Here is a 21,338-nt window from a genome sequence, read left to right on the forward strand (position 1 = left end):
GGGCCACCGGAGCGATCGGTCAGATCACCGGCGAACGGCGGGGCGCCACGGCGGCCGACGGGCCGGTTCGCGGTCGGCGGCTGCGCATCGCCACCTCGGCGGTTGACCACCGGCAGGCCGGGGTCGGTGTGCGGCAGCCGGCCCGCCTGACGCAGCCAGTCGGCCGGCCGTTCCGGACGGTCCGCCCGCGGCTCACCGCCTGTCGGCGCGCGTCGACCCTGGTCGTCGGGGACCGCCCGACGGCGGCCGGTGCCGTCGGTGGACGTGACGCTGGCAGGTCCAGCGCTGGTGGCGCCGTTGGGACCGGCGCTGGTGGCTGCGGCGCTGGGCGGCGCGGTGGGTGCCTCGGGCATGGGTGGGGCATTGCCCGAGCGGGGCACCACCGGCTCGTCCGGCTCGGCGGCACGGCGGCGACCACCTCCGGCGGCCCGGGCCTGACCCTCGGGCTCCGGCGCTCCCGGGTCGACGGGGCCGGGACGACGCCGGGCCGTACGCGGGTCGCTGTCGATCGCGGGGTCGGCGCGCAACCCGTCGCCGACAGGCGGTGCGACGCCGGGCTGCGGCGCACCGAGCCGGGCCGGACCGGCCGCGGTGGGCGGCCCGGCGGTTCGCGCCGGATCGGGGACGGGTCCCGTCGCCCGTCGCCCGACGGGCGGGCCATCACCTGTCGGCGGCCGGCCGCCACCTGTCGGGTCGGGCGCGGGTCCGCGGCCCGAAGGCCCGGCGTCCGGCCGGCGCAGTGGCGGCATCGCGTCCGCCCGACCGGTCGGGGCAGCGGCATCCGGCGAGTGGCCGGTCGAGGCGCCCGCGGTCGGCGGCCCCGGGCGCGGGCCGGACGGTCCCACGGTCGGACGCGGTCGGGCCGGGCCGGCCGGAGCGCCGGTGGGCGGGCGGGGACCGGGAGGGCTCGCCTGGTCATCGCCGCCCGGACGGGCGGCCGGTGGCGCGAGGGGCGGCGCGGCGGCGCGAGGGCCGGTGCCGGGAACCGGCTGGGCGCCACGCGGCGTCGGCGGGCCCGCGACAGCGCCGGCAGGACCGGATGCCCGGAGGCGGTCGGCGGGTGGGCGGTCGGGGAGTTCGCGGTCGGCGGGCGGGCGGGCGTCCGGGCGGCGACCCGGCGGGGGCGCCTCCCCCGGCCACGGCCCGTCGACCGGGCGGCGCGTTCCGGCGCTCTCGGCGTCGGGGCGGCGTGGGCCGGGCGGCGCGTCCGGCGGCGTCGCCGCGCCCGCGCGAGGTGGCACGGGCTCGGCCGGGGCCCCGTCCGGGCCCAGCTCGCCGCGTTGCTGCTTGGCCGAGCGCAGGTCGTCGATCCAGCCGAACTCCTCGCCGGCCACCGGCTCTTCCGGCTCGGCCTCGGCTCGGCCTCGACCCCAGCGGCGGCCCTTGGCGCGGGGATCACGCCGCTCGTCCGGGCCCTCGTCGGGGCGGTCCGCACCACGCGATCTCACTGTTGACCCTCTCCTGCGGCGTCCGTGCCGCTGTCCTGCTTCGTGCCGGGACCGTCCGCATCCGTGGCCGGCCGGCCGTTCCGACCGGCAAGCGCCGGGTCGGGCTGTGGCGTTACCGGTGGACCGACGGTCGGGGCCGCCACCGACGGGACCGCTGTCGCGGGCGCGGTGACACTGGCGGCGGGCGACCCGGCGGTCGGGGTTTCGGGGCGGGCTGGCGGGGCCGGCAGCCCGCGCACGATCCGGCGCAGCAACGGCAGCCGCGTCGACACGGACCGTTCCGCCCCGTGCGGGCTGGGCTGGTAGTAGTCGACGCCCACCAGGTCGTCCGGGACGTACTGCTGGGTGAGCACGCCACGCTTGTCGTCGTGCGGGTAGCGGTATCCGGTGCCGTGGCCCAGTCCGCGGGCGCCGGCGTAGTGCGCGTCCCGCAGCCCACGGGGCACCGGCCCACCCCGGCCGGCCCGTACGTCCGCCATGGCCGCGCCGATCGCGGTGGTGGCCGAGTTCGACTTCGGCGCGGTGGCCAGGTGGATCACCGCCTGCGCCAGGTTGAGCTGCGCCTCGGGCAGGCCCACGTACTCCACGGCGTGCGCGGCGGCGGTGGCCACGCTCAGCGCGGTGGGATCGGCCATGCCCACGTCCTCGCTGGCGAAGATGACCAGCCGCCGGGCGATGAACCGGGCGTCCTCCCCCGCGACGAGCATCCGGGCCAGCCAGTGCACCGCGGCGTCCACGTCCGAGCCGCGCATGCTCTTGATGAACGCGCTGACCACGTCGTAGTGGGCGTCGCCGTCGCGGTCGTAGCGCACCGCCGCCACGTCCACCGCCTGCTCGGCGGTCGCCAGGTCGATGCGCCCGACGCCCAGCGCCGCGGCCGAGGCCGCCGCCGCCTCCAGCGCGGTAAGCGCCTTGCGGACGTCACCGGCGGCGAGCCGGACCAGGTGGTCCTCGGCGTCGGCGGCCAGGGTGAGTACGCCGCCCAGGCCGCGCTCGTCGGCGACCGCACGGCGCAGCAGGCCGCGGACCGCGTCGTCGTCGAGCGGTTGCAGGGTGAGCAGCACGCACCGCGACAGCAGCGGTGAGATGACCGAGAAGTACGGGTTTTCGGTGGTCGCCGCGAGCAGCGTGACAGTACGGTCCTCGACGGCGGCGAGCAGCGAGTCCTGCTGGGTCTTGCTGAACCGGTGCACCTCGTCGATGAACAGCACCGTCTGCGGGCCACCCGAGCGGCGCTGGCGACGGGCCGCCTCGATCACCGCCCGGACATCCTTGACGCCGGCCGAGAGGGCCGACATGGCGACGAATCGGCGGTCGGTGGCACCGGCCACCAGGTGCGCGATGGTGGTCTTGCCGCTGCCGGGCGGCCCCCAGAGGATGACCGACAGGGGGGCGCCGCCGGAGACCAGTTGCCGCAGCGGCGCGCCGGGGGCGAGCAGGTGGTCCTGCCCGATCAGCTCGTCCAGGCTCGTGGGCCGCATGCGGACGGGCAGGGGCGAATCGTCCGCTACCGGAGTGAAGCCGTCGACACCGGTCGGCCCCTCGGGCGCGCTGCGCGGCCCGGTGGGCGCACCGAGGGAGAAGAGAGCGTCGGACTCCATCACGAAGACAGTACCGGGCCCGACCCGCGACGCCGGAAGCGCGCTGCGGGCCGGGCCATCGCTGATCGGTCTCGGTCAGCCACGGCCGGGACGACGGCCCCGGTACCAGCGGCCGCCGCCACCGCCGCGCGGGCCGCTGCCGACGCCGGCCAGGTAGAGCGAGAGCAGGAGCAGGCCGATGAGCACGAGGGTGTTCCAGTTGAACAGGTCCGGCGCGCCGAAGTCGGTGTTGAGCAGGTCGAGCAGCAGGGCGAAGCCAAAGACGATGGCGGCGAGAATGGCGAGCATGTCGGTCCTCCGGTGGGGGTTCCCAGTAGGTCGGCGCGTGATGTACCCAATCGGTCGGCTCGCCAATCTCGACAGTGGATCGGCCCGCCGGCTGCCGGACCGGGCGCGCTCGCCCGTACGGCGGCTTCTAGGCTGACCGTCATGATCACCGACGACCAGGCGATCCACGAGCGGGCCGTCATCCTGGCCGCGGCCGGTGACCACCCGTTCGTCAGGCACTCGCTCTCGCCGGGCGTGCCGGCGCACGGCTACCGGCGCGACGGCGCCGTGCTGTGGTTGCTGCCGCCCGAGCGCGGGCTGGGCGCCGACGCCGTCGGCCCCACCGAGCCGGTGCTGGCGATCTGCGCCGCGCTGGTCGCCGACGGGGTGCTGCGGCCTGAGCACCGGCTGCACCTGCCCCGGCTCGACCCCGCCCTGCTGGCCGCCCGACTGCCGGTGGCCGAACACGTCGACTGGGACTTCCACTGGACCACAGTGGCGCCGCCGCAGCAGCCGGACGAGCAGTCTGTCGTACGGCTCACCGACGCCGACCGCCCGGCGCTCCAGTCTCTGGTCGACGAGGCGTTCCCGAGCACCACCACCCGGCCGGGCGACCCGCGGGTGGTCGACTGGTACGGCATCCGGGCCGGCGGCCGGCTGGTGGCGTGCGGCGCGGACCGCAGCCGGGGCGACGTCGGGTTCCTGGCGGGCCTGACCGTCGCCCCCGACCAGCGCGGCCGGGGCCTCGGCGCGGCGCTGACCGCAGGCATGACCCGGGCGCTGCTGGCCCGACACGACACCGTCGGGCTCGGCGTCTACCCGGACAACGTGGGGGCGGTACGGCTCTACCGCCGCCTCGGCTTCACCAGCACCCACCACGTCACCTCGATCCGCCTCGCCTGAGGTCCTACCGGCCGGCGCGCTGCTCGGCAGATCCGGGCGCGGGCACGGCTCCGGGCGCGGGTGCCTGCGCGGGGACCGCTGGCGGGTCGGCGGGATCGGCGGCGGCGCGACGGCCTGCCCGCCAGGCGGGCAGGTAGAGCGGGGCGGCGACGGCCAGCACGACCGCGCCGACCACCATCGCGGTGCTGACGCCGGCGGCGGCGGCGACAGCGGTCAGCACCACCCCGCCGAGCGCGGCGGCCGGTTGCGCCATCATCGAGTTCAGCGAGAGCACGCTGGTCCGGTACGGGCCGTCGACCTGGCGGTGCAACAGGCCACTGTGCAGCGGGTTCGACGCGCCGTGCACGGCGTAGCAGGCCAGATAGGCCACCAGCACCCCGACCGGGCCGGCGAGCAGCCCCATCCCGACGACGGTGACGCCCTGCAGGATGCGCAGCAGGGCCGCGCCGGGCGCCGCGCCGAGCCAGCGCAGCAGCAGCGGGGTCAGCGCCGCGCCTGCCGCATTGGCGAGCCAGGCCGCCGAGTTGGCCGGCCCGAGCAGCGCGGCGGCGCGTTCCGGATCGCCGATCACCTCGGCGAGCCGCACCGGCAGCAGCGACTCGAAGGTCACCATGCCGAAGCCCCAGAACAGCTCCACCGCCACCAGGGCCAGCAGCACCCGGGACCGGCGCAGCAGGCCGACGGCCTGGCCGATCATCCGGGGCGCCTGCGCCACCGAGGACCGCAGCGCCGCGAATCCGGTGGCCGGCCGCTCCTCGACCAGCAGGACGAGCAGCGCGACGAGCGCCCCCGCCTGCGCGATGATCGCGGCCAACACCGGCACGGTGAGCGCGCTGACCGGCCCGAGCGGACCGAGCGCGATCAGGCCGCCGCTGAGCAGCGCGCCGCCCCCGATGGCCACTCCGATGACGGTGCCGCCGTGCCCTAGCCCCCGCTCGTACTCGGCCTGCGGGTCGGCGGCCAGGGTGGCGTCGACGTACCAGGACTCCAGTGGGCCGCTGTCCAGCGCCCGGTAGATCCCCTGCAACGCCCAGACCAGGAAGAACAGCCAGAACGAGTCGGCCACCGCGAACAGCGCCAGCGAGGCGAGGTTGATCGCCCCGGCGGTGAGCAGGACGGGTCGGCGGCCGAGAGCGTCGGCCAGACCACCGGTGGGCAGCTCCAACGCGAGCACCAGCAGCCCCTGCGCCGTGCTGACCAGGCCGATCTGCGGCAGTGACAGGCCCCGCTCCTGCATCAGCAGGATCATCACCGGGATCATCAACCCCGTGGGCAGCCAGCGCAGGCCGTACAGCGTGAGGTAACGACCCCGGACCTGGCGTACGGTCAGCGCGCTCACGACATGACCTCCACTCGCGACTGCGGGGCTCGCAACACCGGCTCACTCCTCGCGCTCACGACGCCACCTCCACTCGCGACTGCGGGGCTCGCAAACCCGGCTCACTCCTCGCGCTCACGACGCCACCTCCACTCGCGACTGCGGGGCTCGCAAACCCGGCTCACTCCTCGCGCTCATTGAGGGCCGCCCAGCAGTGGGTAGGCGGCCAGGAAGACCTGCACCGGACGGGCCTGCGGGTCGGCGGGCTCGGCCGTGTCGACCGGCTCGGCCTCCCGGTGATAGCGCTCCAGCACCGCCCACACCTCCGCCTTGAGCGCCTCCAGCCGCTCCGGCGGGACGGTCAGGAAGACGTCGCCCATGCCGAGGGCGTCCCGCCAGGCGGGGGACCACTCGTGTTGGGTGGCGAACCAGCGTTCGGCGTGCTCGACGAGGAGGCGCACCTGGTCGCCCTGGATCCACTCGATCGCGGCGCGGGCGTCGGGGTCGTCGTCGAAGTCGCTCGGGTCCCAACTGGTGACGTCGTGCGTCGCCTGCCACCAGCGCTGCCGACCGCTGCCCCGGTCGGGATCCTCGGTGACCAGCCCGGCCTCGGCGAGTTGGCGCAGGTGATAGCTGGTCGCGCCGGTGTTGGTGCCGAGCAGCTCGGCGAGGGTGGTGGCGGTGGCCGGCCCGTTCACGCGCAGGGCGCCGACCAGCCGCATCCGCAGCGGGTGCGCGAGGACCCGGACCTGCCGCTTGTCGATCCGTACCTCCCGCGGCGCGGGCCGCGGGGTCGCTTCGTCGTTCGCCATGACTGCACACTATCTCTGCACACTTCCTATGCACAATAGTTGTGCATAGGAAGTGTGCAGAGCCGTCAGGCCAGGAGTTCGCGTACCCCGCGAAGTCGCGTCCGCAGCAGGCCGGCCGCACGGGCGGAGTCGAGGCGTACGTCACTGGGGCGGACCACGCCGGCGGCGGCCGCCGTGGTGGTCTTCAGCCCGGCCGGGTCCAGACCGAACCGCTCGGCGACCAGCAGACCCAGCTCGGCCCGACTCACGGCGTCCGGGCCGGCGACGTTGAGCAGTCCGGCGTACGACGAGCGGGCCAGCTCCAGCACGGCGTCGGCCAGGTCGCCCACGTCGATCGGGCAGCGGAACTCGTCGGTGAACAGGACGGCGCGGCCGGCGAGCGCCTCCCGGCAGAGTTCGATCTGCTTGCTGCCCTCCCCGAGGATCAGCGAGGTACGCACCAGCGCCGCGCCGGGGTCGATCGCCCGCACGGCGGTCTCGGCCGCCGCCTTCGCGGCCCCGTACGCGTTGACCGGGCTGGGCGGGTCGTCGTCTGCGTACGGGGTGGGTCGGCCGCCGTGCAGCGCATCGCTGGACAGGTGCACCAGCCTCGCTCCCACCTCGGCGGCGGCGAGGGCCACGTGGGCGGCGCCGTCGGCGGTGACCGTCCAGTCGTCGTACCGATAGGGGGTCGCGACCACGATGTCCGGCCGCACCTGCGTGACGAGCGCGCGCACGGCGGCGCGGTCGGTCACGTCCAGCCGCCGCCCGGCGACCCCCGGCACCCCGACGGACCCGGAGTGGAACGTCCCCACCACCGAGAACCCGGCGGCCATCCCCCGCCGACAAACCTCGGAACCCAGAAACCCACTACCCCCGACAACAAGCACCCGCATGCCGACCCACTCCCCCACCATCGCCCTCGTCGATCATGAGGTTAACGAGCGACACGCCGCAGCGCGGGCCCGTCAACCTCATGATCAACGGCGTGGCAGGGGGGTCGGACCGGGTCAGACCGGGTCTGCTACCGGGGCTGCCGGGCCGGCCGTGCCCGTGTGGGCCGTCGCGGAGGGCTTCGGCTTGGCGTCGATGCCGGCCTCGGTGCGCTGCTGGGCGGTGATCGGCGTCGGGGCACCGGTCAGCGGGTCGAACCCGCCCCGGGTCTTCGGGAACGCGATGACCTCACGGATGGAGTCCGCGCCGGCCAGGAGCATGCAGACCCGGTCCCAGCCGAACGCGATACCGCCGTGCGGCGGAGCGCCGTACTTGAACGCCTCCAGCAGGAAGCCGAACTTGTCCTGCGCCTCCTCGGGAGTGATGCCGAGCAGGTCGAACACCCGCTTCTGCACGTCACCCCGGTGGATACGGATCGACCCGCCGCCGATCTCGTTGCCGTTGCAGACGATGTCGTACGCGTACGCGAGGGCCCGGTCGGGCGCCTCCTCGAACCGGTCCACCCACTCGGCGTTCGGCGAGGTGAACGGGTGGTGCACGGCCGTCCAGCCGCCCTCGTCGGTCTTCTCGAACATGGGGGCGTCGACCACCCAGCAGAACGCCCAGGCGCTCTCGTCGACCAGACCGGCCCGCTTGGCGATCTCGACGCGGGCCGCGCCCAGGAGCTCCTGCGCCTCCCGGGTCGTGGCGCTCGCGGCGAAGAAGACCGCGTCGCCCGGCTTGGCGCCGACCGCGTCGGCGAGCCCACCCAGGTGCTCGGCGGACAGGTTCTTGGCCACCGGCCCGCGCGCCTCGCCGGTCTCGGCGTCCAGCACCACGTACGCGAGACCCCGAGCGCCGCGCGCCTTCGCCCAGTCCTGCCAGCCGTCCAGCTCCTTGCGGCTCTGCGACGCGCCACCCGGCATGACCACCGCGCCGACGTAGCCGCCCGCGTCGATCGCCCCGGCGAAGACCCGGAACTCGGTGCCGCGCAGGTACTCGGTCAGGTCCGTCAGCTCCACGCCGTAGCGCAGGTCCGGCTTGTCCGAGCCGTACCGGGCCATCGCGTCGTGCCAGGTGATCCGCGGGATCGGTCGGGTGATCTCGTGCCCGGCCAGGTCCTTCCACAGCGCCGAGACGATCGCCTCGCCGAGGTCGATCACGTCGTCCTCGGTGACGAAGGACATCTCGATGTCGAGCTGGGTGAACTCCGGCTGCCGGTCGGCGCGGAAGTCCTCGTCGCGGTAGCAGCGGGCGATCTGGTAATACCGCTCCATGCCGCCGACCATCAGCAGCTGCTTGAACAGCTGGGGCGACTGCGGCAACGCGTACCAGCTGCCGGGCTGGAGTCGCACCGGCACCAGGAAGTCGCGGGCGCCCTCGGGCGTCGAGCGGGTCAGCGTCGGCGTCTCGATCTCCAGGAAGTCCCGCTCGTGCAGCACGCCCCGGGCCAGCTGGCTGGCGCGCGAGCGCAGCCGCAGCGCGTTCGCCGGGCCACTGCGGCGCAGATCCAGGTAGCGGTAGCGCAGTCGGAGGTCGTCGCCGGCCTCGACCTGGTCGTCCACCGGAAGCGGCAGCGGCGCGGCCTCGGAGAGCACCTCCAGGTCGACGGCTGTCACCTCGACGTCGCCGGTCGGCAGCTCCGGGTTCTCGTTGCCGGCCGGCCGGCGGGTCACCTCACCGGTGACCTTCACGCAGAACTCGTTGCGCAGCGCGTGCGCGTCCTCCTCGCGGAACACCACCTGGACCACGCCGGAGCCGTCGCGCAGGTCGACGAAGATGACGCCGCCGTGGTCACGCCGGCGGGCAACCCACCCGGCGAGCGTCACCGTCGAGCCGGCGTCCGCGGCGCGCAGGCTTCCGGCATTGTGGGTACGGATCACGGCTGGCAACTCCTCATCGTGGAACAGTCCTCACCCGCATTCTGTCAGGGGCGGCCGGCCCGGCTCGGGGGCACCCGGCAGGCCGGCACGATTCGCTGGTGGGCCGGCGGCAGTCCGGTGCGCGTCGCCGGTGGCAGCCTGGCGAACCCGGCTCGGCGGGCCGTCACGCCGGTTAACGTGGCCGAATGCGCGCCGTACCGAACTGGGGCGTCGCCACGGCGGTGGCCGCGCCGGTGCTGCTGGTGGGCGGTTGGACGGTCGCGGGCGCCCGACAGCCGGCCGGGTACGACCCGGTCCGGGACACCATCAGCGAACTGGCGGGACACGACGCCACCGACGCCTGGATCATGATCACTGCTCTGCTGCTGCTCGGCTGCTGCTACCTGGCGATCGCGGCGGTGCTGCACGCGGCCGGGCTGCCCAGCCGCTTCCTGCTCGCCGTCGGCGGCGTGGCCACCATCGCGCTCGTCGCCTTTCCCCGGCCGGCGGTCGGCGGCTCCCTCAGCCACGGCGTCGCGGCTACCGTCGCGGTCCTCGCGCTGGCGCTCTGGCCGGCCGGGTCGGCGCTGCGGCTGCCGCGTGGCCCGGACACCGCCCATCCGCGGGTGCCCTGGGCGTTTCGCCGGGGGGTGGCGTTGAGCGCCACGCTCGTGCTGCTCGCCCTCTTCGGCTGGTTCGCGTTCGAGGTGACCAACGGATCACGAACCGGCCTGGCCGAACGGGTGACGGCGGTGGGCGTGTCGCTCTGGCCGCTGCTGGCGGTCCTCTCCGCTCGACGGGCACACCTCGCACGGGCCACCGAGGGCACCACGACACTCGGGCCGGCCCTGCCGACGACAGGTGTCGTACCCCCGGATCCCCTGTTCCCCACCGACGGCCCGGATCGCCTCGCCTGAGGCCGCGCACGGACGCCGGGCCCGCACGCGTAGGTCGCGGTGCGGGCGGCCCGGCCTCGGCGGCGCCCCCGGACGCGCGACGCGGGCCGCCGGAGGAATCCGGCGACCCGCGGGCGGTGCATCGATCAGAAGACGCTGACGCCGTAGCGGCTCAGGGCCTCGGTGACGGGCTGGAAGTAGGTGGTGCCGCCGCTGCTGCAGTTGCCGCTGCCACCGGAGGTGAGGCCGAGCGCGGTGCCACCGGAGAAGAGCGAACCACCGCTGTCGCCACCCTCGGCGCAGACGTTGGTGCGGATGAGGCCGGAGACCGAGCCCTCGGCGTAGTTCACCGTGGCGTTGGTCGCGCTCACCGTGCCGCTGCGCAGGCCGGTGGTGCTGCCGGAGCGCTGCACCGACTGGCCGACCGACGCGTTGCCGCTGCCGGTGATGTCCCGGTAGCTGCCGTTGTAGAGGTAGACGTTACCGGCGGCGTTGGCGGAGTTGTTGTGCCGCACGATGCCGTAGTCGTTGCCCGGGAAGCTGGTGCCGGTACGGGTGCCCAGCAGGGTGGTCTGGCTGGAGTTCGAGTACCAGTTCGTGCCGAGGTTGGTGCAGTGCCCGGCGGTCAGGAAGTAGTAGGTGCTGCCGCTGCGCACGTTGAAGCCGAGCGAGCAGCGGTAGCCGCCGGTGTAGATGGCCTGGCCACCCGAGATGCGGGTGCTCAGCACACCGGCCTCGGCCTCGACCCGCACCGCGCCGTTGGCGCGCGCCGCGGCGGCCTTGACCCGCTCCAGCCTGGCGCCGGTGACGGTGCTGTCGACGGAGACGACCACCTGGTTGGTGAACGGGTCGCTCCACCAGGCGGTGCCCGGGATCTTCGCCGAGCGCTCCAGCTCGGCGGTGGCCCGGTTGAGCTCGGCGGCGCCGCGGGCGACGTACCGGACGCTCGCTCCGGCGTTGCTGACCGTACGCGCCGCGGCGGCGTCGGTCACCGTGACGACGGTCTTGCCGCTGGCGTCGATGTACGAGCCGGCGGAGCGGTCACCGAGCTGAGCGGAGAGGGCCGCGGCGGCGTCGGGCGAGGCGGCGGGGGCGGCCTGGGCGGGTGCGCCGATGAGCGAACCGACGACCAGGGTTCCGCTCACGGCAACGGTCGCCGCAACGCGGAATGAGGACCTCGTGGGTCGCATGTAACAAACCTCCTGGGCGGGGGAGACGGGTCTGGCCGGGGGTGGCTGACCCGAGGGCGACCCGGCCGATCTGCGAAAACCGGCCGAGTGCACTGAAGTATTCACATACTTAAGATCATTGACAAGACTGGGTTTCGCCCGAATTCGCCGACCCCCGCCGGTCACACCTCCGCAACACCGCTGACACGCTCGCGGACACCTGCCGTCACACCTCGACGACCACCGGATCCGTTTCGGACACCGCTCGCCAACCGCCGCCGTTGACGCCACAACCCCGCCGCCGCACCTCCACGGATCGAGCGGCACGGCGGACCGGCCGGCGGCAGGGCGGACGTGCGACGGCGCAGCGGACAGGCGGCGCAGCGGACAGGCGGCGCGGCGGACAGGCGGCGCGGCGGACAGGCGGCGCGGCGGACAGGCGGCGCGGCGGCGTCAGGGGGTACGGCGGCGTGCGCCGGGGCCCGGGCGGGGCACCACGTCGCGGGGGTCATCCACCGGGTGCCCGTCGGCGCAGCGCAGCTCGACGCGTACCGGGGCGCCGCAGTCGCGGTGCTCGACGCTCAGGGCCGAGCCCTCGGCGTCGGCCAGGTAGCGGTCACCCCACCCGAGCACGGCGACCAGCACCGGCCAGAGGGCCAGACCCTTCTCCGTCAGCCGGTACTCGTGGCGCACCCGGCTGCCAGGCTCCCGGTACGGCTCACGACGCAGCACGCCCCGCTCGACGAGCACGGCCAGCCGGTTGGTGAGGACCTGACGTGGAATCCCGGTGCGAACGCGCATGTCGTCGAAGCGTCGTACGCCGCTGAAGACCTCCCGCAGCACCACCATCGTCCACCGCTCGCCGAGGATCTCCATCGCTCGGGCGATGGTGCAGTTCTCCACCGACCAGTCCAGTGCCGCGGGTGTCATCCGACCAGGCTAGGTCTCATTGACAGACTCAGCAACGTGCTGCCACGCTGCGTCCATGACACAGACCCAGGAGCCGGCGCGCAGCCGTACCTTCACCTGGTCCGACCCGGCGGCCAACGCGGCGCAGGTCGGTCGGCGCAGCGGCCTCGACCTGCTCCGCGCGATGATCGCCGGCGAGCTGGCCGCACCCCCGGTGATGCACCTGATCGACATGGCGCGGATGGAGGCCGACGAGGGGCGGGTCGCCGTCGAGATGGTCCCGCAGGAGTTCCACTACAACCCGCTGGGCACCGTCCACGGTGGCGTCATCTCGACCCTGCTGGACACCGCCGCCGCCTGCGCCGTACACACCACGTTGCCCGCCGGGGTCGGCTACACCTCGCTGGACCTGAACGTGAAGTTCCTCCGCCCGGTCACCGTCGACAGCGGCACGCTGCGCTGCGAGGGCACGGTGCTGCAACGCGGCCGCCGCACGGCCCTGGCCGAAGCCCGCCTGACGGACGCGGGAAACCGCCTGATAGCCCACGCGACAAGCACCTGCCTCCTCTTCCCCCTCCCCCTCCCCTAACCCCACCGCGTTGATCATGAAGTTATTGCCCGCCTCGTCGGCGTGTCGCGGCAACAACTTCATGATCAACAACAGAAGGGAGGCGGGGTGGGGTGGGGTGGGGTTTAGCGGAGGGCTAGGCGGGCTGCTCGGGCGTCGCGCTTTTCTTCGAAGCGGGCTGCCGCGTTTTCCAGGGCGTCGAGCTGGGTGGCCAGTTGTTCGCGGGCGGCTTCGCCGTCGGCGTTCAGGCCCGTCACGTTGAAGACGTCCCACTGGCGCAGCACCGGCTGGAGCACATCGTCGCGGTGCTGGCGCAGGTCGTAGATGCCGGCGAGGGCGATCGCCACCGACTTGCGGGCGAACCCGTCGATGCCGTTGCCCGGCATCTGGAAGTCGGCCACCACGTCGGCGACGGCCCGCATGGCCTGACTCGGGGCCAGCTCGAACGCGGCGGCGAGCAGGTTGCGGTAGAAGACCATGTGCAGGTTCTCGTCGGCGGCCACCCGGGCCAGCAGCGCCTCGCAGGCGGGGTCGCCGGTGGCCTTGCCGGTGTTGCGGTGCGAGATGCGGGTGGCCAGCTCCTGGAACGAGACGTACGCCAGCGAGTGCAGCACCTCGTCGCCGTGGGCGTTGGTGTACCCCTCCGACATGTGCGTCATCCGGGCCCGCTCCAATGCCACCGGGTCCACCGCGCGGGTGACGGTCAGGTAGTCGCGGATCGCGACCCCGTGCCGACCCTCCTCCGCGGTCCACCTGTGCACCCAGGTGCCCCACGCGCCGTCGCGGCCGAACAGGGTGGCGATCTCGTGGTGGTACGAGGGCAGGTTGTCCTCGGTCAGCAGGTTCACGATCAGCGCCGTGCGGGCCACGTCGGGAATCGTGGAGTCGGTCGGTGACCACGCCTCGCCGCCGAGCGGTCCGTCGAAGGTCCGCCCCTCGCTCCACGGCACGTACTCGTGCGGGAACCACTCCTTGGCCAGCGAGAGGTGGCGGTCGAGGTTGCGGGCGACAACCGGCTCCAGCTCGACGAGGAGCGCGGTCTGGCTCAGTGTGGTGCTCACGGTCACGAGTAACTCCCTACGGTGGCGTAACTTACGCTACCGTAGGTCCCCGCGGCCGTCCGCGCCAGTCGTGACACTCAACCGACCGTCGGCTTCAGGTCCTCCCGGGGCGGCGCCCACTCCCCGGCGTCGGCCGTGACCTGCTCACCCGAGCGGATGTCCTTCACCTCGTCCGGCGCGCCGTCGGCCCCCGGGAACCAGACGTACGGGATTCCGCGCCGCTCGGCGTAGCGGATCTGCTTGCCGAACTTCGCCGCGCTCGGCGACACCTCGGTGGCGATGCCCCGCCGGCGCAGCGCCGACGCGATCCGGCCGCTGGCGGGGCGGTGCTCCTCGTCGGCCAGTGCCACCAGGACACAGGTGGGCACCGAACGGGAGACCGACAGCTCCCCCGCGCCGAAGAGCAGCCCGAGCAGCCGGGTAACACCGATCGAGATGCCCACCCCGGGGTACGAGACGTTGCCGGCCGTGGCCAGGTTGTCGTAGCGGCCGCCCGAGCAGATCGACCCGAACCGCTCGTACCCGCGCAGCTGGGTCTCGTAGACGGTGCCCGTGTAGTAGTCCAGGCCACGGGCGATGCGCAGGTCGGCCACGCAGAGGCCCGGCGCGTGCTCGGTGGCGGTCTCCACCACACCGACCAGCTCCTCGATGCCCTCGTCGAGCAGCGGGTCGTTGACGCCGAGCGCGCGTACGGCGTCGGCGAAGGAGGCGTCCGGCGCGGAGATCTCGGCCAGCGACAGGCACGCCTTGGCCTGCGCCTCGCTCGCCCCGGCGGTCTCGGCCAGCAGTTCGGCCACCTTCACCGGGCCGATCTTGTCGAGCTTGTCGACGGTGCGCAGCGCCGCCTCCGGGTCGGTCACCCCGATGCCCCGGAAGAAGCCCTCCCAGATCTTGCGGTTGTTGACCTGGATGGTCACCGGTGGGATCGGCAGGGCACGCAGCGCGTCCCCGATCACGAGGGGCATCTCCGCCTCGTGGTGCGGGGCCAGGGTGTCCCGGTCGACGATGTCGATGTCGGCCTGGACGAACTCCCGGTAGCGCCCCTCCTGCGGTCGCTCGCCCCGCCACACCTTCTGGATCTGGTAGCGGCGGAACGGGAAGGTCAGCTTGCCGGCGTTCTCCAGCACGTAGCGGGCGAAGGGCACGGTCAGGTCGAAGTGCAGGCCGAGCTGGTCGTCACCGCCGGTGCCCTCGGCGTCCGCGTGCAGCCGCCGGATCACGTAGACCTCCTTCGAGGTCTCGCCCTTGCGCAGCAGCTGGTCCAGCGGCTCCACGGCGCGGGTCTCCAGCGGCGCGAACCCGTACAGCTCGAAGGTGTCCCGGATCTTGTCGAGCACGTACTGCTCGATCATCCGCTGACCGGGGGTCCACTCCGGGAAACCGGAGATGGGCGTGGGCTTGCTCATCGGCGTACTCCTTGCGATTCCGCGCCCGCGGCGCGGTGGTGTCGTGGGTCCGCGCGCGGCGCGGACGAAAGAACTAGAGGCCCCGGGTGGGCGCGGCCGGCGTCGCGCCGGCCACCTCGAGGAGGTACGGGTTGCTGGCGCGCTCGCGGCCGATGGTGGTGCCGGGGCCGTGGCCGGGCAGCACGACTGTGTCGTCGGCCAGCGGGAGGATCTTGTCGCGCAGGCTGGTGAGCATCGCCGGCATACTGCCGCCGGGCAGGTCGGTGCGGCCGATCGAGCCGGCGAAGAGGACGTCGCCGGAGAGGCAGATCTCGTCCGCCTCCCAGCCCGACCCGGCGCCGGGCAGCCGGAACAGCACCGACCCGCCGGTATGGCCCGGGGCGTGGTCGACAGCGATCTCCAGGCCGGCGAGCGTGAGGGTGGCGCCGTCGGTCAGGTCGGCCACGTCCTCCGGCTCGGTGTAGGTCAGCCGGCCACCGAAGAGCGAGGTCAGGTCGGCCGACAGGCCCTTGGCCGGGTCGGCGAGCATCTCCCGGTCGCCGGGGTGCACGTACGCGGTGATCCCGCGCGCACCGCAGACCGGCGCCACCGAGAACGTGTGGTCCAGGTGGCCGTGGGTGAGCAGCACGGCGGCCGGATGCAGGCGGTGCTCGGCGAGCAGCGCGTCGAGCTGGTCGAGCACCCCGATGCCGGGATCGACCACCACGCACTGCTCCCCCGGCGCGGTGGCCACCACATAGCAGTTGGTGCCGAAGGCGTCCGCGGGAAAGCCGGCCACGAGCACGGGCGCTGTCCTCTCCGTCGAGCTGTCGTCCTGAGCAGCCTAACCGGCGGCGCGAGCGCGTTTGGCGCGTCCGCCCCCGCGGCCCCATCCGACACAGTGACATCGCACGATATGGGCTGCTGGCGGCGGGGTGGACCTCGTACACCACATTCCCAGTCACTAGCCGTACACTCTGGCGGGCGTGTGGCGTGGCACACGCGACGCCCGGACGGGCCGGGGTACCCGGCCGCCGGTGACGACCAGGCAGAGGAAAGGGGAGCACCTGTGGCTTCCAGCAGGGACCGGCAGCGCAAACTCGCGCGGGCCAAGCTCGACCGGCAGTTGGCTCGCCGGGCCGCCGCCACGCGGCGCCGCCGGCAGATCCAGGCCGGTGTGGGCGCCTTCCTGGTCCTCGCGGTGATCGTGGCCGGCTCGGCCTGGGCGCTCGGGGCGTTCGACTCCGACCCGAAGCAGAACACGGCCGCGTCCGACACCTGCCTCTGGACGCCGCAGGACGCGAGCGCCAACACCAACCTCAAGGACGTCGGCACGCCGGCGACCAAGGACCTGCCGACCGACGGCACCCGGGCGATGACAGTCACCACCAACCAGGGTGCGCCGGTCACCGCCGAGCTGAACCTGACCAACTCCCCGTGCGCGGCGGCGAGCATCGCCCACCTGGCGAGCCGGTCGTTCTACGACAACACCAAGTGCCACGAGATCACCGCCGACGGCGCGCTGCGCTGCGGTGACCCCAGCGGCACCGGCCTCGGCGGGCCGACCTACTCGTTCTACGACGAGGACGTACCGACCGTGCCGTCGGCCTCGCCGTCGGCCAGCCCGGCGCCCGGCCAGCCGCCGACGTACCCCAAGGGCACTGTGGCGATGATCTCGAACCCGCCGGGTGTCAACGGCAGCCAGTTCCTGATCTTCTTCAAGGACTTCACCACCACGGACCCGAAGTACCCGGTGATCGGCAAGGTGACCGGTGGGCTCGACGTGGTGGAGAAGATCGGCGCCCAGCCGACCGTGGACAATGGGACCGGGGCCAAGGTCAAGCCCAAGACCGACGTGGTGATCCAGAGCCTCACGGTCGGCGAGCCGACCACCGGCGCGGCACCGGCGTCGTCCGGCGCACCGGCCAGCAGCCCGAGCGCCGGGTGACCGGTCGCCCCACCCCACCCGAGCGGCACCCCGCAGCAAACAGCCAGGAGGATCCAGGCGTGACGTCCACCAGAGAGCGGCAGCGCGCGGCGGCACGCGCCCGACTCGAGAAGGAGATGGCCGAGCGCTCGGCCAAGGCCCGCAAGCGCCGCCAGACGCAGGCGATCGTCGGGGCCGCCGCCGTGCTGGTGCTCGTGGTCGCCGGCACCGTCTGGCTGGTCACGAGCCTCGGCGGCGACGACGACAAGAGCGGCACCGCCGCCTCGGCGCCCGGCGCCAGGGAGTGCGTCTACAACGCGATGCCCACCGACCAGCGGCCCCCGCAGATCAAGGACGTCGGGACGCCCAGCAACGAGCAGTCGGGCACCGGCGTGCAGACCATGACGATCACCACCAACCTGGGCCCGATCACGGCCAAGGTCGACAGGTCGCAGGTGCCGTGCACGGCGGGTGCGTTCAGCTACCTGGCGGAGAAGAACTTCTTCGACAACAGCAAGTGCCACCGCCTGGTGACCGAGGGCATCAAGGTGCTGCAGTGCGGTGACCCGAGCGCCACCGGCAAGGGCTGGCGGGACACCGACGGCACGGGTGGCCCGAGCTTCCGCCTGCCGGAGGAGAACCTGCCCACCGACAAGCGCCCGCCGTACCCGGAGGGCGTCATCGCGATGGCCAACTCCGGCCAGCCGGGCAGCACCGGAAGCCAGTTCTTCATCGTCTACGGCGACTCGCCGCTGGACCCGGCGTACACGGTGCTGGGCACCGTCACGGGCGGCATGGACATCGTCAAGGACGTGGCCAAGGCCGGCGACGACGGGGCGTTCGCCAAGCAGGCCGGTGGCGGCCACCCGAAGAAGGAGGTCGTGATCACCGACCTCACGATGAGCGCGCCGCAGGGCTGAGACCCGAGCAACGAAGCGCCCGCCGGCTGAGCCGGCGGGCGCTTCCGTGTGCGGGGTACGGGGTTCAGGCGCCCGAGGTGACCCGGTACGCGTCGAAGACCCCGTCGACCTTGCGGACGGTGGCCAGCAGGTGGCCCAGGTGCTTCGGGTCGGCCATCTCGAAGCTGAACCGGCTCACCGCCACCCGGTCGCGGGTGGTGGTGACCGTCGCGGACAGGATGTTGACCCGCTCGTCGGAGAGCACCCGGGTCACGTCGGCGAGCAGCTTGTGCCGGTCCAGTGCCTCGACCTGGATCGCCACCAGGAACGTGGAGGCGGACGTGAGCTTCCAACTCACCTCGACCACCCGCTCGGCCTGCGCCCGCAGGTCCTCGGCGTTGGCGCAGTCGTCGCGGTGCACACTCACCCCGCCGGAGCGGGTGACGAAGCCGAACACCGAGTCCGGTGGGACCGGGGTGCAGCAGCGGGCCAGCTTGATCCAGACGTCACTGACGCCGCGGACCACCACGCCGGGGTCGCTGCTGCTCTGCCGGCTGCGCGGCGGCCGGGTGGCGACGGCGGTCTCGGCGATGTCCTCCGCCGCGCCCTCCTCGCCGCCGTACGCGGCCATCAGCTTCTGTACCACCGACTGCGCCGAAACCTGGCTGTCGCCGACCGCCGCGTACAGCGACGCCACGTCGGCGAGGTGCAGGTCCCGGGCGATCGACATCAGCGCGTCGGAGGTGAGCATCCGCTGCAACGGCATGCCCTGCTTGCGCATCGCCTTGACGATCGCGTCCTTGCCGGCCTCGATCGCCTCCTCGCGCCGCTCCTTGTTGAAGTACTGGCGGATCTTGGTGCGGGCGCGAGGGCTCTTGACGAAGCCCAGCCAGTCCTGTGTGGGGCCGGCGGTCTCGGACTTGGACGTGAAGATCTCGATCACGTCGCCGTTGGACAGCGTCGATTCGAGGGGCACCAGCTTGCCGTTGACCCGCGCGCCGATGCACTTGTGCCCGACCTCGGTGTGCACCGCGTAGGCGAAGTCCACGGGCGTCGACCCGGTCGGCAGCGGGATGACGTCACCCTTCGGGGTGAAGACGTACACCTCCTGGCTGGACAGGTCGAAGCGCAGCGCGTCCAGGAACTCGCTCGGGTCGGCCGCCTCCCGCTGCCAGTCCAGCAGCTGCCGCAGCCAGGTCATCTCGTCGATGTGCGCCGGCGGGCCGACGATCTGGGTGCCCTTGTGCTCCTTGTACTTCCAGTGCGCGGCGATGCCGAACTCGGCGGTGCGGTGCATCGCGTACGTGCGGATCTGCATCTCCACCGGCTTGCCGGTGGGGCCGATGACAGTCGTGTGCAACGACTGGTACATGTTGAACTTGGGCATCGCGATGTAGTCCTTGAACCGCCCCGGCACCGGCTGCCAGTTGGCGTGGATCACGCCGAGCGCCGCGTAGCAGTCCCGCACGGTGTCGACCAGGATCCGGACGCCGACCAGGTCGTAGATGTCGTTGAAGTCGCGACCCCGCACGATCATCTTCTGGTAGATCGAGTAGAGGTGCTTCGGCCGTCCGGTCGTCTCCGCCTTGATCTTGGCGGCCTTCAGGTCGGTGCCGACCTTCTGCGTCACCTGTCGCAGCAGCGACTCCCGCTGCGGCTGGTGCTCGCCGATCAGCCGGTTGATCTCCTCGAAGCGCTTGGGGAACAGCGTGCCGAACGCCAGGTCCTCCAGCTCCCACTTGATCGTGTTCATACCGAGCCGGTGGGCCAGCGGCGCGAGGATCTCCAGCGTCTCCTTGGCCTTCTGCTCCTGCTTGGGGCGGGGCAGGAAGGTCAACGTCCGCATGTTGTGCATCCGGTCGGCCAGCTTGATCACCAGCACCCGCGGATCCTTGGCCATCGCCACGACCATCTTGCGGATCGTCTCGGCCTTGGCGGCGTCGCCCAGCTTGACCTTGTCGAGCTTCGTGACGCCGTCGACAAGCAGGGCGACCTCGCCACCGAAGTCGGCGCGCATCGCGTCGAGGGTGTACTCGGTGTCCTCGATGGTGTCGTGCAGCAGCGCGGCGACCAGGGTGGTGGTGTCCATCCCCAGGTTGCCGAGGATGGTGGCGACGGCGAGCGGGTGGGTGATGTACGGATCGCCGGACTTGCGGTACTGCCCGGAGTGCCACCGCGCGGCCGTGTCGAAGGCACGCTGCAGCAGCCGGGCATCGGCCTTCGGGTGGTTTTCCCGGTGGCTCGCGATGAGCGGCTCCAGCACCTCGCTGACCTGCGAGGTCTGCCAGGGCGCGTTGAACCGGGCCAGCCGGGCGCGTACCCGACGACCGGTGGGCGCGTTGGACAACGCGAAGCCACCGCTCGGCGACGGGTCGACGTCGGCGTCGGTCGGGAACGGGACCACGACCCCGTCGGCGCCCGGGGGCGCCTCGGTGGTGGGACCCGCCGCGATGCCGGTCGGAGCCGTCGCGCCATCGGCAGGAGAGCTGCCGGAACCGTTGTCGGTGCCCGTCACCCGGGCCGGCGCGTCGCCGTTCCGGTCGGTCACCGAGCCGTCAGCGTCGCCTGTGGGGTGCACCGTGCCCTCCGCCGGAGGGACGACATCGTGGGACACCGGCCTCCTCACCGCTCGCCGGAAACACACCGGCCGAACCTCGGCCGGCCTGGTCGCGCTCGCCGGACGGTGTACCGCCGGCGTCAGCAAAGGGCAATGCTACCCGCACGGACGGTCGGGTGCCGCTCCGCCGGACGGTCGGCCTGACCTCCGCCCGGCGGGCCGGGATCAAACGGTCAACAGGGCATGCACCGGACGTGGGGCAAGCCGCTCGCGCGCTCCCAGGAAGCCCAGCTCCAGCAGCACTGTGAAGCCCGTGACCGTTCCGCCGGCCCGCTCGACCAGGTCCAGCGTCGCCTCGGCGGTGCCGCCGGTGGCCAGCACGTCGTCGACGACAAGCACCCGGTGGCCGGCCGTGAAGGCGTCCTCGTGCACCTCCAGGGTCGCCTCGCCGTACTCCAGGGCGTACGACACCGAGTGCGCCGGGCGGGGCAGCTTGCCGGCCTTGCGCACCGGCACCACGCCCACCCCGGCCGCGTACGCGACAGCCGCCGCGACGACGAAGCCGCGCGCCTCGATGCCCACCACCACGTCGAAGCCGTCCCGCCCGTGGTACGCGACGATCCCGTCGACCACCTCGCGGAACGCCTTGCCGTCGGCGAACAGCGGCATCAGGTCCTTGAACAGGACACCGGGCTTGGGGAAGTCCGGCACGTCCAGCACCCGGCTGGCCACCAACCGGGCGGCCTCCGGGCCGCTGTCCCCGCGCGCCGCGGTGCTGTGGGTCTCCGTCACGGCTGTTCCGCTTCCCTTCCGACGACGACGGCGTCCGGCATGCTGCTCGCAC

General features: G+C 73.0%; 18 protein-coding genes. 5 read left to right on the forward strand and 13 right to left on the reverse strand.

The window, feature by feature from the left end:
• Positions 1-1,444: 1,444 nt before the first annotated feature.
• The gene (locus ACGFIE_RS30220) at positions 1,445-3,049 is read right to left on the reverse strand and encodes a replication-associated recombination protein A (protein WP_393300979.1); all 1,605 of its coding nucleotides are present in this window, start codon (positions 3,047-3,049) and stop codon (positions 1,445-1,447) included.
• 75 nt (positions 3,050-3,124) lie between these two features.
• The gene (locus ACGFIE_RS30225; protein WP_007458297.1) at positions 3,125-3,337 is read right to left on the reverse strand and encodes a hypothetical protein; all 213 of its coding nucleotides are present in this window, start codon (positions 3,335-3,337) and stop codon (positions 3,125-3,127) included.
• A gap of 141 nt (positions 3,338-3,478) precedes the next feature.
• On the opposite strand from ACGFIE_RS30225, the gene ACGFIE_RS30230 reads away from it, so the two are divergent.
• Positions 3,479-4,219: a GNAT family N-acetyltransferase gene (locus ACGFIE_RS30230; protein ID WP_393300982.1), complete on the forward strand. Its 741-nt coding sequence runs from the start codon at positions 3,479-3,481 to the stop codon at positions 4,217-4,219.
• A 4-nt stretch (positions 4,220-4,223) separates the two neighbouring features.
• Here the strand turns inward: ACGFIE_RS30230 and ACGFIE_RS30235 are convergent, their stop codons facing one another.
• The 4 genes from ACGFIE_RS30235 to aspS all read right to left on the reverse strand — a co-directional run bounded on the left by ACGFIE_RS30235 (position 4,224) and on the right by aspS (position 9,144).
• The gene (locus ACGFIE_RS30235) at positions 4,224-5,558 is read right to left on the reverse strand and encodes an MFS transporter (RefSeq protein WP_393300985.1); all 1,335 of its coding nucleotides are present in this window, start codon (positions 5,556-5,558) and stop codon (positions 4,224-4,226) included.
• A gap of 173 nt (positions 5,559-5,731) precedes the next feature.
• On the reverse strand, positions 5,732-6,349 hold the full coding sequence (locus ACGFIE_RS30240) for an ArsR/SmtB family transcription factor (protein ID WP_393300988.1): 618 nt from the start codon (positions 6,347-6,349) through the stop codon (positions 5,732-5,734).
• 65 nt (positions 6,350-6,414) lie between these two features.
• Entirely contained in the window at positions 6,415-7,224 is an 810-nt protein-coding gene (locus tag ACGFIE_RS30245; RefSeq protein ID WP_393300990.1) for an SDR family oxidoreductase, read from the reverse strand.
• A 114-nt stretch (positions 7,225-7,338) separates the two neighbouring features.
• Positions 7,339-9,144, reverse strand: coding sequence for an aspartate--tRNA ligase (gene aspS, locus ACGFIE_RS30250; protein WP_393300992.1), 1,806 nt, complete (start codon positions 9,142-9,144; stop codon positions 7,339-7,341).
• Positions 9,145-9,329: 185 nt separating this feature from the next.
• Here aspS and ACGFIE_RS30255 point away from each other — a divergent pair, with 185 nt between their 5' ends.
• Positions 9,330-10,040, forward strand: coding sequence for a DUF998 domain-containing protein (locus ACGFIE_RS30255; RefSeq protein WP_393300995.1), 711 nt, complete (start codon positions 9,330-9,332; stop codon positions 10,038-10,040).
• A 125-nt stretch (positions 10,041-10,165) separates the two neighbouring features.
• Here the strand turns inward: ACGFIE_RS30255 and ACGFIE_RS30260 are convergent, their stop codons facing one another.
• Both ACGFIE_RS30260 and ACGFIE_RS30265 read right to left on the reverse strand, forming a co-directional pair.
• A complete protein-coding gene (locus ACGFIE_RS30260; RefSeq protein WP_393300998.1) occupies positions 10,166-11,209 on the reverse strand; it encodes a S1 family peptidase in 1,044 nt (347 codons plus the stop codon).
• Between the two features lie 432 nt (positions 11,210-11,641).
• Positions 11,642-12,118 carry a helix-turn-helix domain-containing protein gene (locus ACGFIE_RS30265; protein WP_363686964.1) on the reverse strand — a complete coding sequence of 159 codons (477 nt, stop codon included), beginning with the start codon at positions 12,116-12,118 and terminating at the stop codon, positions 11,642-11,644.
• 55 nt (positions 12,119-12,173) lie between these two features.
• On the opposite strand from ACGFIE_RS30265, the gene ACGFIE_RS30270 reads away from it, so the two are divergent.
• Positions 12,174-12,686 (forward strand): PaaI family thioesterase, encoded by a 513-nt coding sequence (locus ACGFIE_RS30270; RefSeq protein WP_393301001.1) that lies wholly within the window; start codon positions 12,174-12,176, stop codon positions 12,684-12,686.
• Between the two features lie 104 nt (positions 12,687-12,790).
• Here ACGFIE_RS30270 and ACGFIE_RS30275 read toward each other — a convergent pair whose 3' ends face one another.
• The 3 genes from ACGFIE_RS30275 to ACGFIE_RS30285 all read right to left on the reverse strand — a co-directional run bounded on the left by ACGFIE_RS30275 (position 12,791) and on the right by ACGFIE_RS30285 (position 15,916).
• Positions 12,791-13,732, reverse strand: a complete 942-nt coding sequence (locus ACGFIE_RS30275) for an acyl-ACP desaturase (protein WP_393301004.1) — start codon at positions 13,730-13,732, stop codon at positions 12,791-12,793.
• A 71-nt stretch (positions 13,733-13,803) separates the two neighbouring features.
• Positions 13,804-15,132, reverse strand: a complete 1,329-nt coding sequence (hisS, locus tag ACGFIE_RS30280) for a histidine--tRNA ligase (RefSeq protein WP_393301006.1) — start codon at positions 15,130-15,132, stop codon at positions 13,804-13,806.
• Between the two features lie 73 nt (positions 15,133-15,205).
• Positions 15,206-15,916 carry an MBL fold metallo-hydrolase gene (locus ACGFIE_RS30285; RefSeq protein ID WP_393301009.1) on the reverse strand — a complete coding sequence of 237 codons (711 nt, stop codon included), beginning with the start codon at positions 15,914-15,916 and terminating at the stop codon, positions 15,206-15,208.
• Between the two features lie 264 nt (positions 15,917-16,180).
• Here ACGFIE_RS30285 and ACGFIE_RS30290 point away from each other — a divergent pair, with 264 nt between their 5' ends.
• Positions 16,181-17,059 carry a peptidylprolyl isomerase gene (locus tag ACGFIE_RS30290; protein ID WP_393301012.1) on the forward strand — a complete coding sequence of 293 codons (879 nt, stop codon included), beginning with the start codon at positions 16,181-16,183 and terminating at the stop codon, positions 17,057-17,059.
• 59 nt (positions 17,060-17,118) lie between these two features.
• Positions 17,119-17,958 (forward strand): peptidylprolyl isomerase, encoded by an 840-nt coding sequence (locus ACGFIE_RS30295; RefSeq protein ID WP_393301015.1) that lies wholly within the window; start codon positions 17,119-17,121, stop codon positions 17,956-17,958.
• A 64-nt stretch (positions 17,959-18,022) separates the two neighbouring features.
• On the opposite strand, the gene ACGFIE_RS30300 is transcribed toward ACGFIE_RS30295, so the two are convergent.
• Together ACGFIE_RS30300 and ACGFIE_RS30305 are read right to left on the reverse strand one after the other, a co-directional pair.
• Entirely contained in the window at positions 18,023-20,551 is a 2,529-nt protein-coding gene (locus tag ACGFIE_RS30300) for a RelA/SpoT family protein (protein ID WP_393301018.1), read from the reverse strand.
• 168 nt (positions 20,552-20,719) lie between these two features.
• Positions 20,720-21,286 carry an adenine phosphoribosyltransferase gene (locus tag ACGFIE_RS30305; RefSeq protein WP_007458278.1) on the reverse strand — a complete coding sequence of 189 codons (567 nt, stop codon included), beginning with the start codon at positions 21,284-21,286 and terminating at the stop codon, positions 20,720-20,722.
• Positions 21,287-21,338: the final 52 nt, after the last annotated feature.

It is taken from the genome of Micromonospora sp. NPDC049275 (genome assembly GCF_043197115.1).
Taxonomy (GTDB): Bacteria; Actinomycetota; Actinomycetes; order Mycobacteriales; family Micromonosporaceae; genus Micromonospora.

What these genes read in the sequence shown, in the direction of transcription:
- ACGFIE_RS30245 (WP_393300990.1), bottom strand. Translation starts at nt 7,224, where the DNA reads ATGCGGGTGCTTGTTGTCGGGGGTAGTGGGTTTCTGGGTTCCGAGGTT.
- ACGFIE_RS30240 (WP_393300988.1), bottom strand. Translation starts at nt 6,349, where the DNA reads ATGGCGAACGACGAAGCGACCCCGCGGCCCGCGCCGCGGGAGGTACGG.
- ACGFIE_RS30260 (WP_393300998.1), bottom strand. Translation starts at nt 11,209, where the DNA reads ATGCGACCCACGAGGTCCTCATTCCGCGTTGCGGCGACCGTTGCCGTG.
- ACGFIE_RS30270 (WP_393301001.1), top strand. Translation starts at nt 12,174, where the DNA reads ATGACACAGACCCAGGAGCCGGCGCGCAGCCGTACCTTCACCTGGTCC.
- ACGFIE_RS30230 (WP_393300982.1), top strand. Translation starts at nt 3,479, where the DNA reads ATGATCACCGACGACCAGGCGATCCACGAGCGGGCCGTCATCCTGGCC.
- ACGFIE_RS30255 (WP_393300995.1), top strand. Translation starts at nt 9,330, where the DNA reads ATGCGCGCCGTACCGAACTGGGGCGTCGCCACGGCGGTGGCCGCGCCG.
- ACGFIE_RS30265 (WP_363686964.1), bottom strand. Translation starts at nt 12,118, where the DNA reads ATGACACCCGCGGCACTGGACTGGTCGGTGGAGAACTGCACCATCGCC.
- hisS (WP_393301006.1), bottom strand. Translation starts at nt 15,132, where the DNA reads ATGAGCAAGCCCACGCCCATCTCCGGTTTCCCGGAGTGGACCCCCGGT.
- ACGFIE_RS30225 (WP_007458297.1), bottom strand. Translation starts at nt 3,337, where the DNA reads ATGCTCGCCATTCTCGCCGCCATCGTCTTTGGCTTCGCCCTGCTGCTC.
- ACGFIE_RS30220 (WP_393300979.1), bottom strand. Translation starts at nt 3,049, where the DNA reads ATGGAGTCCGACGCTCTCTTCTCCCTCGGTGCGCCCACCGGGCCGCGC.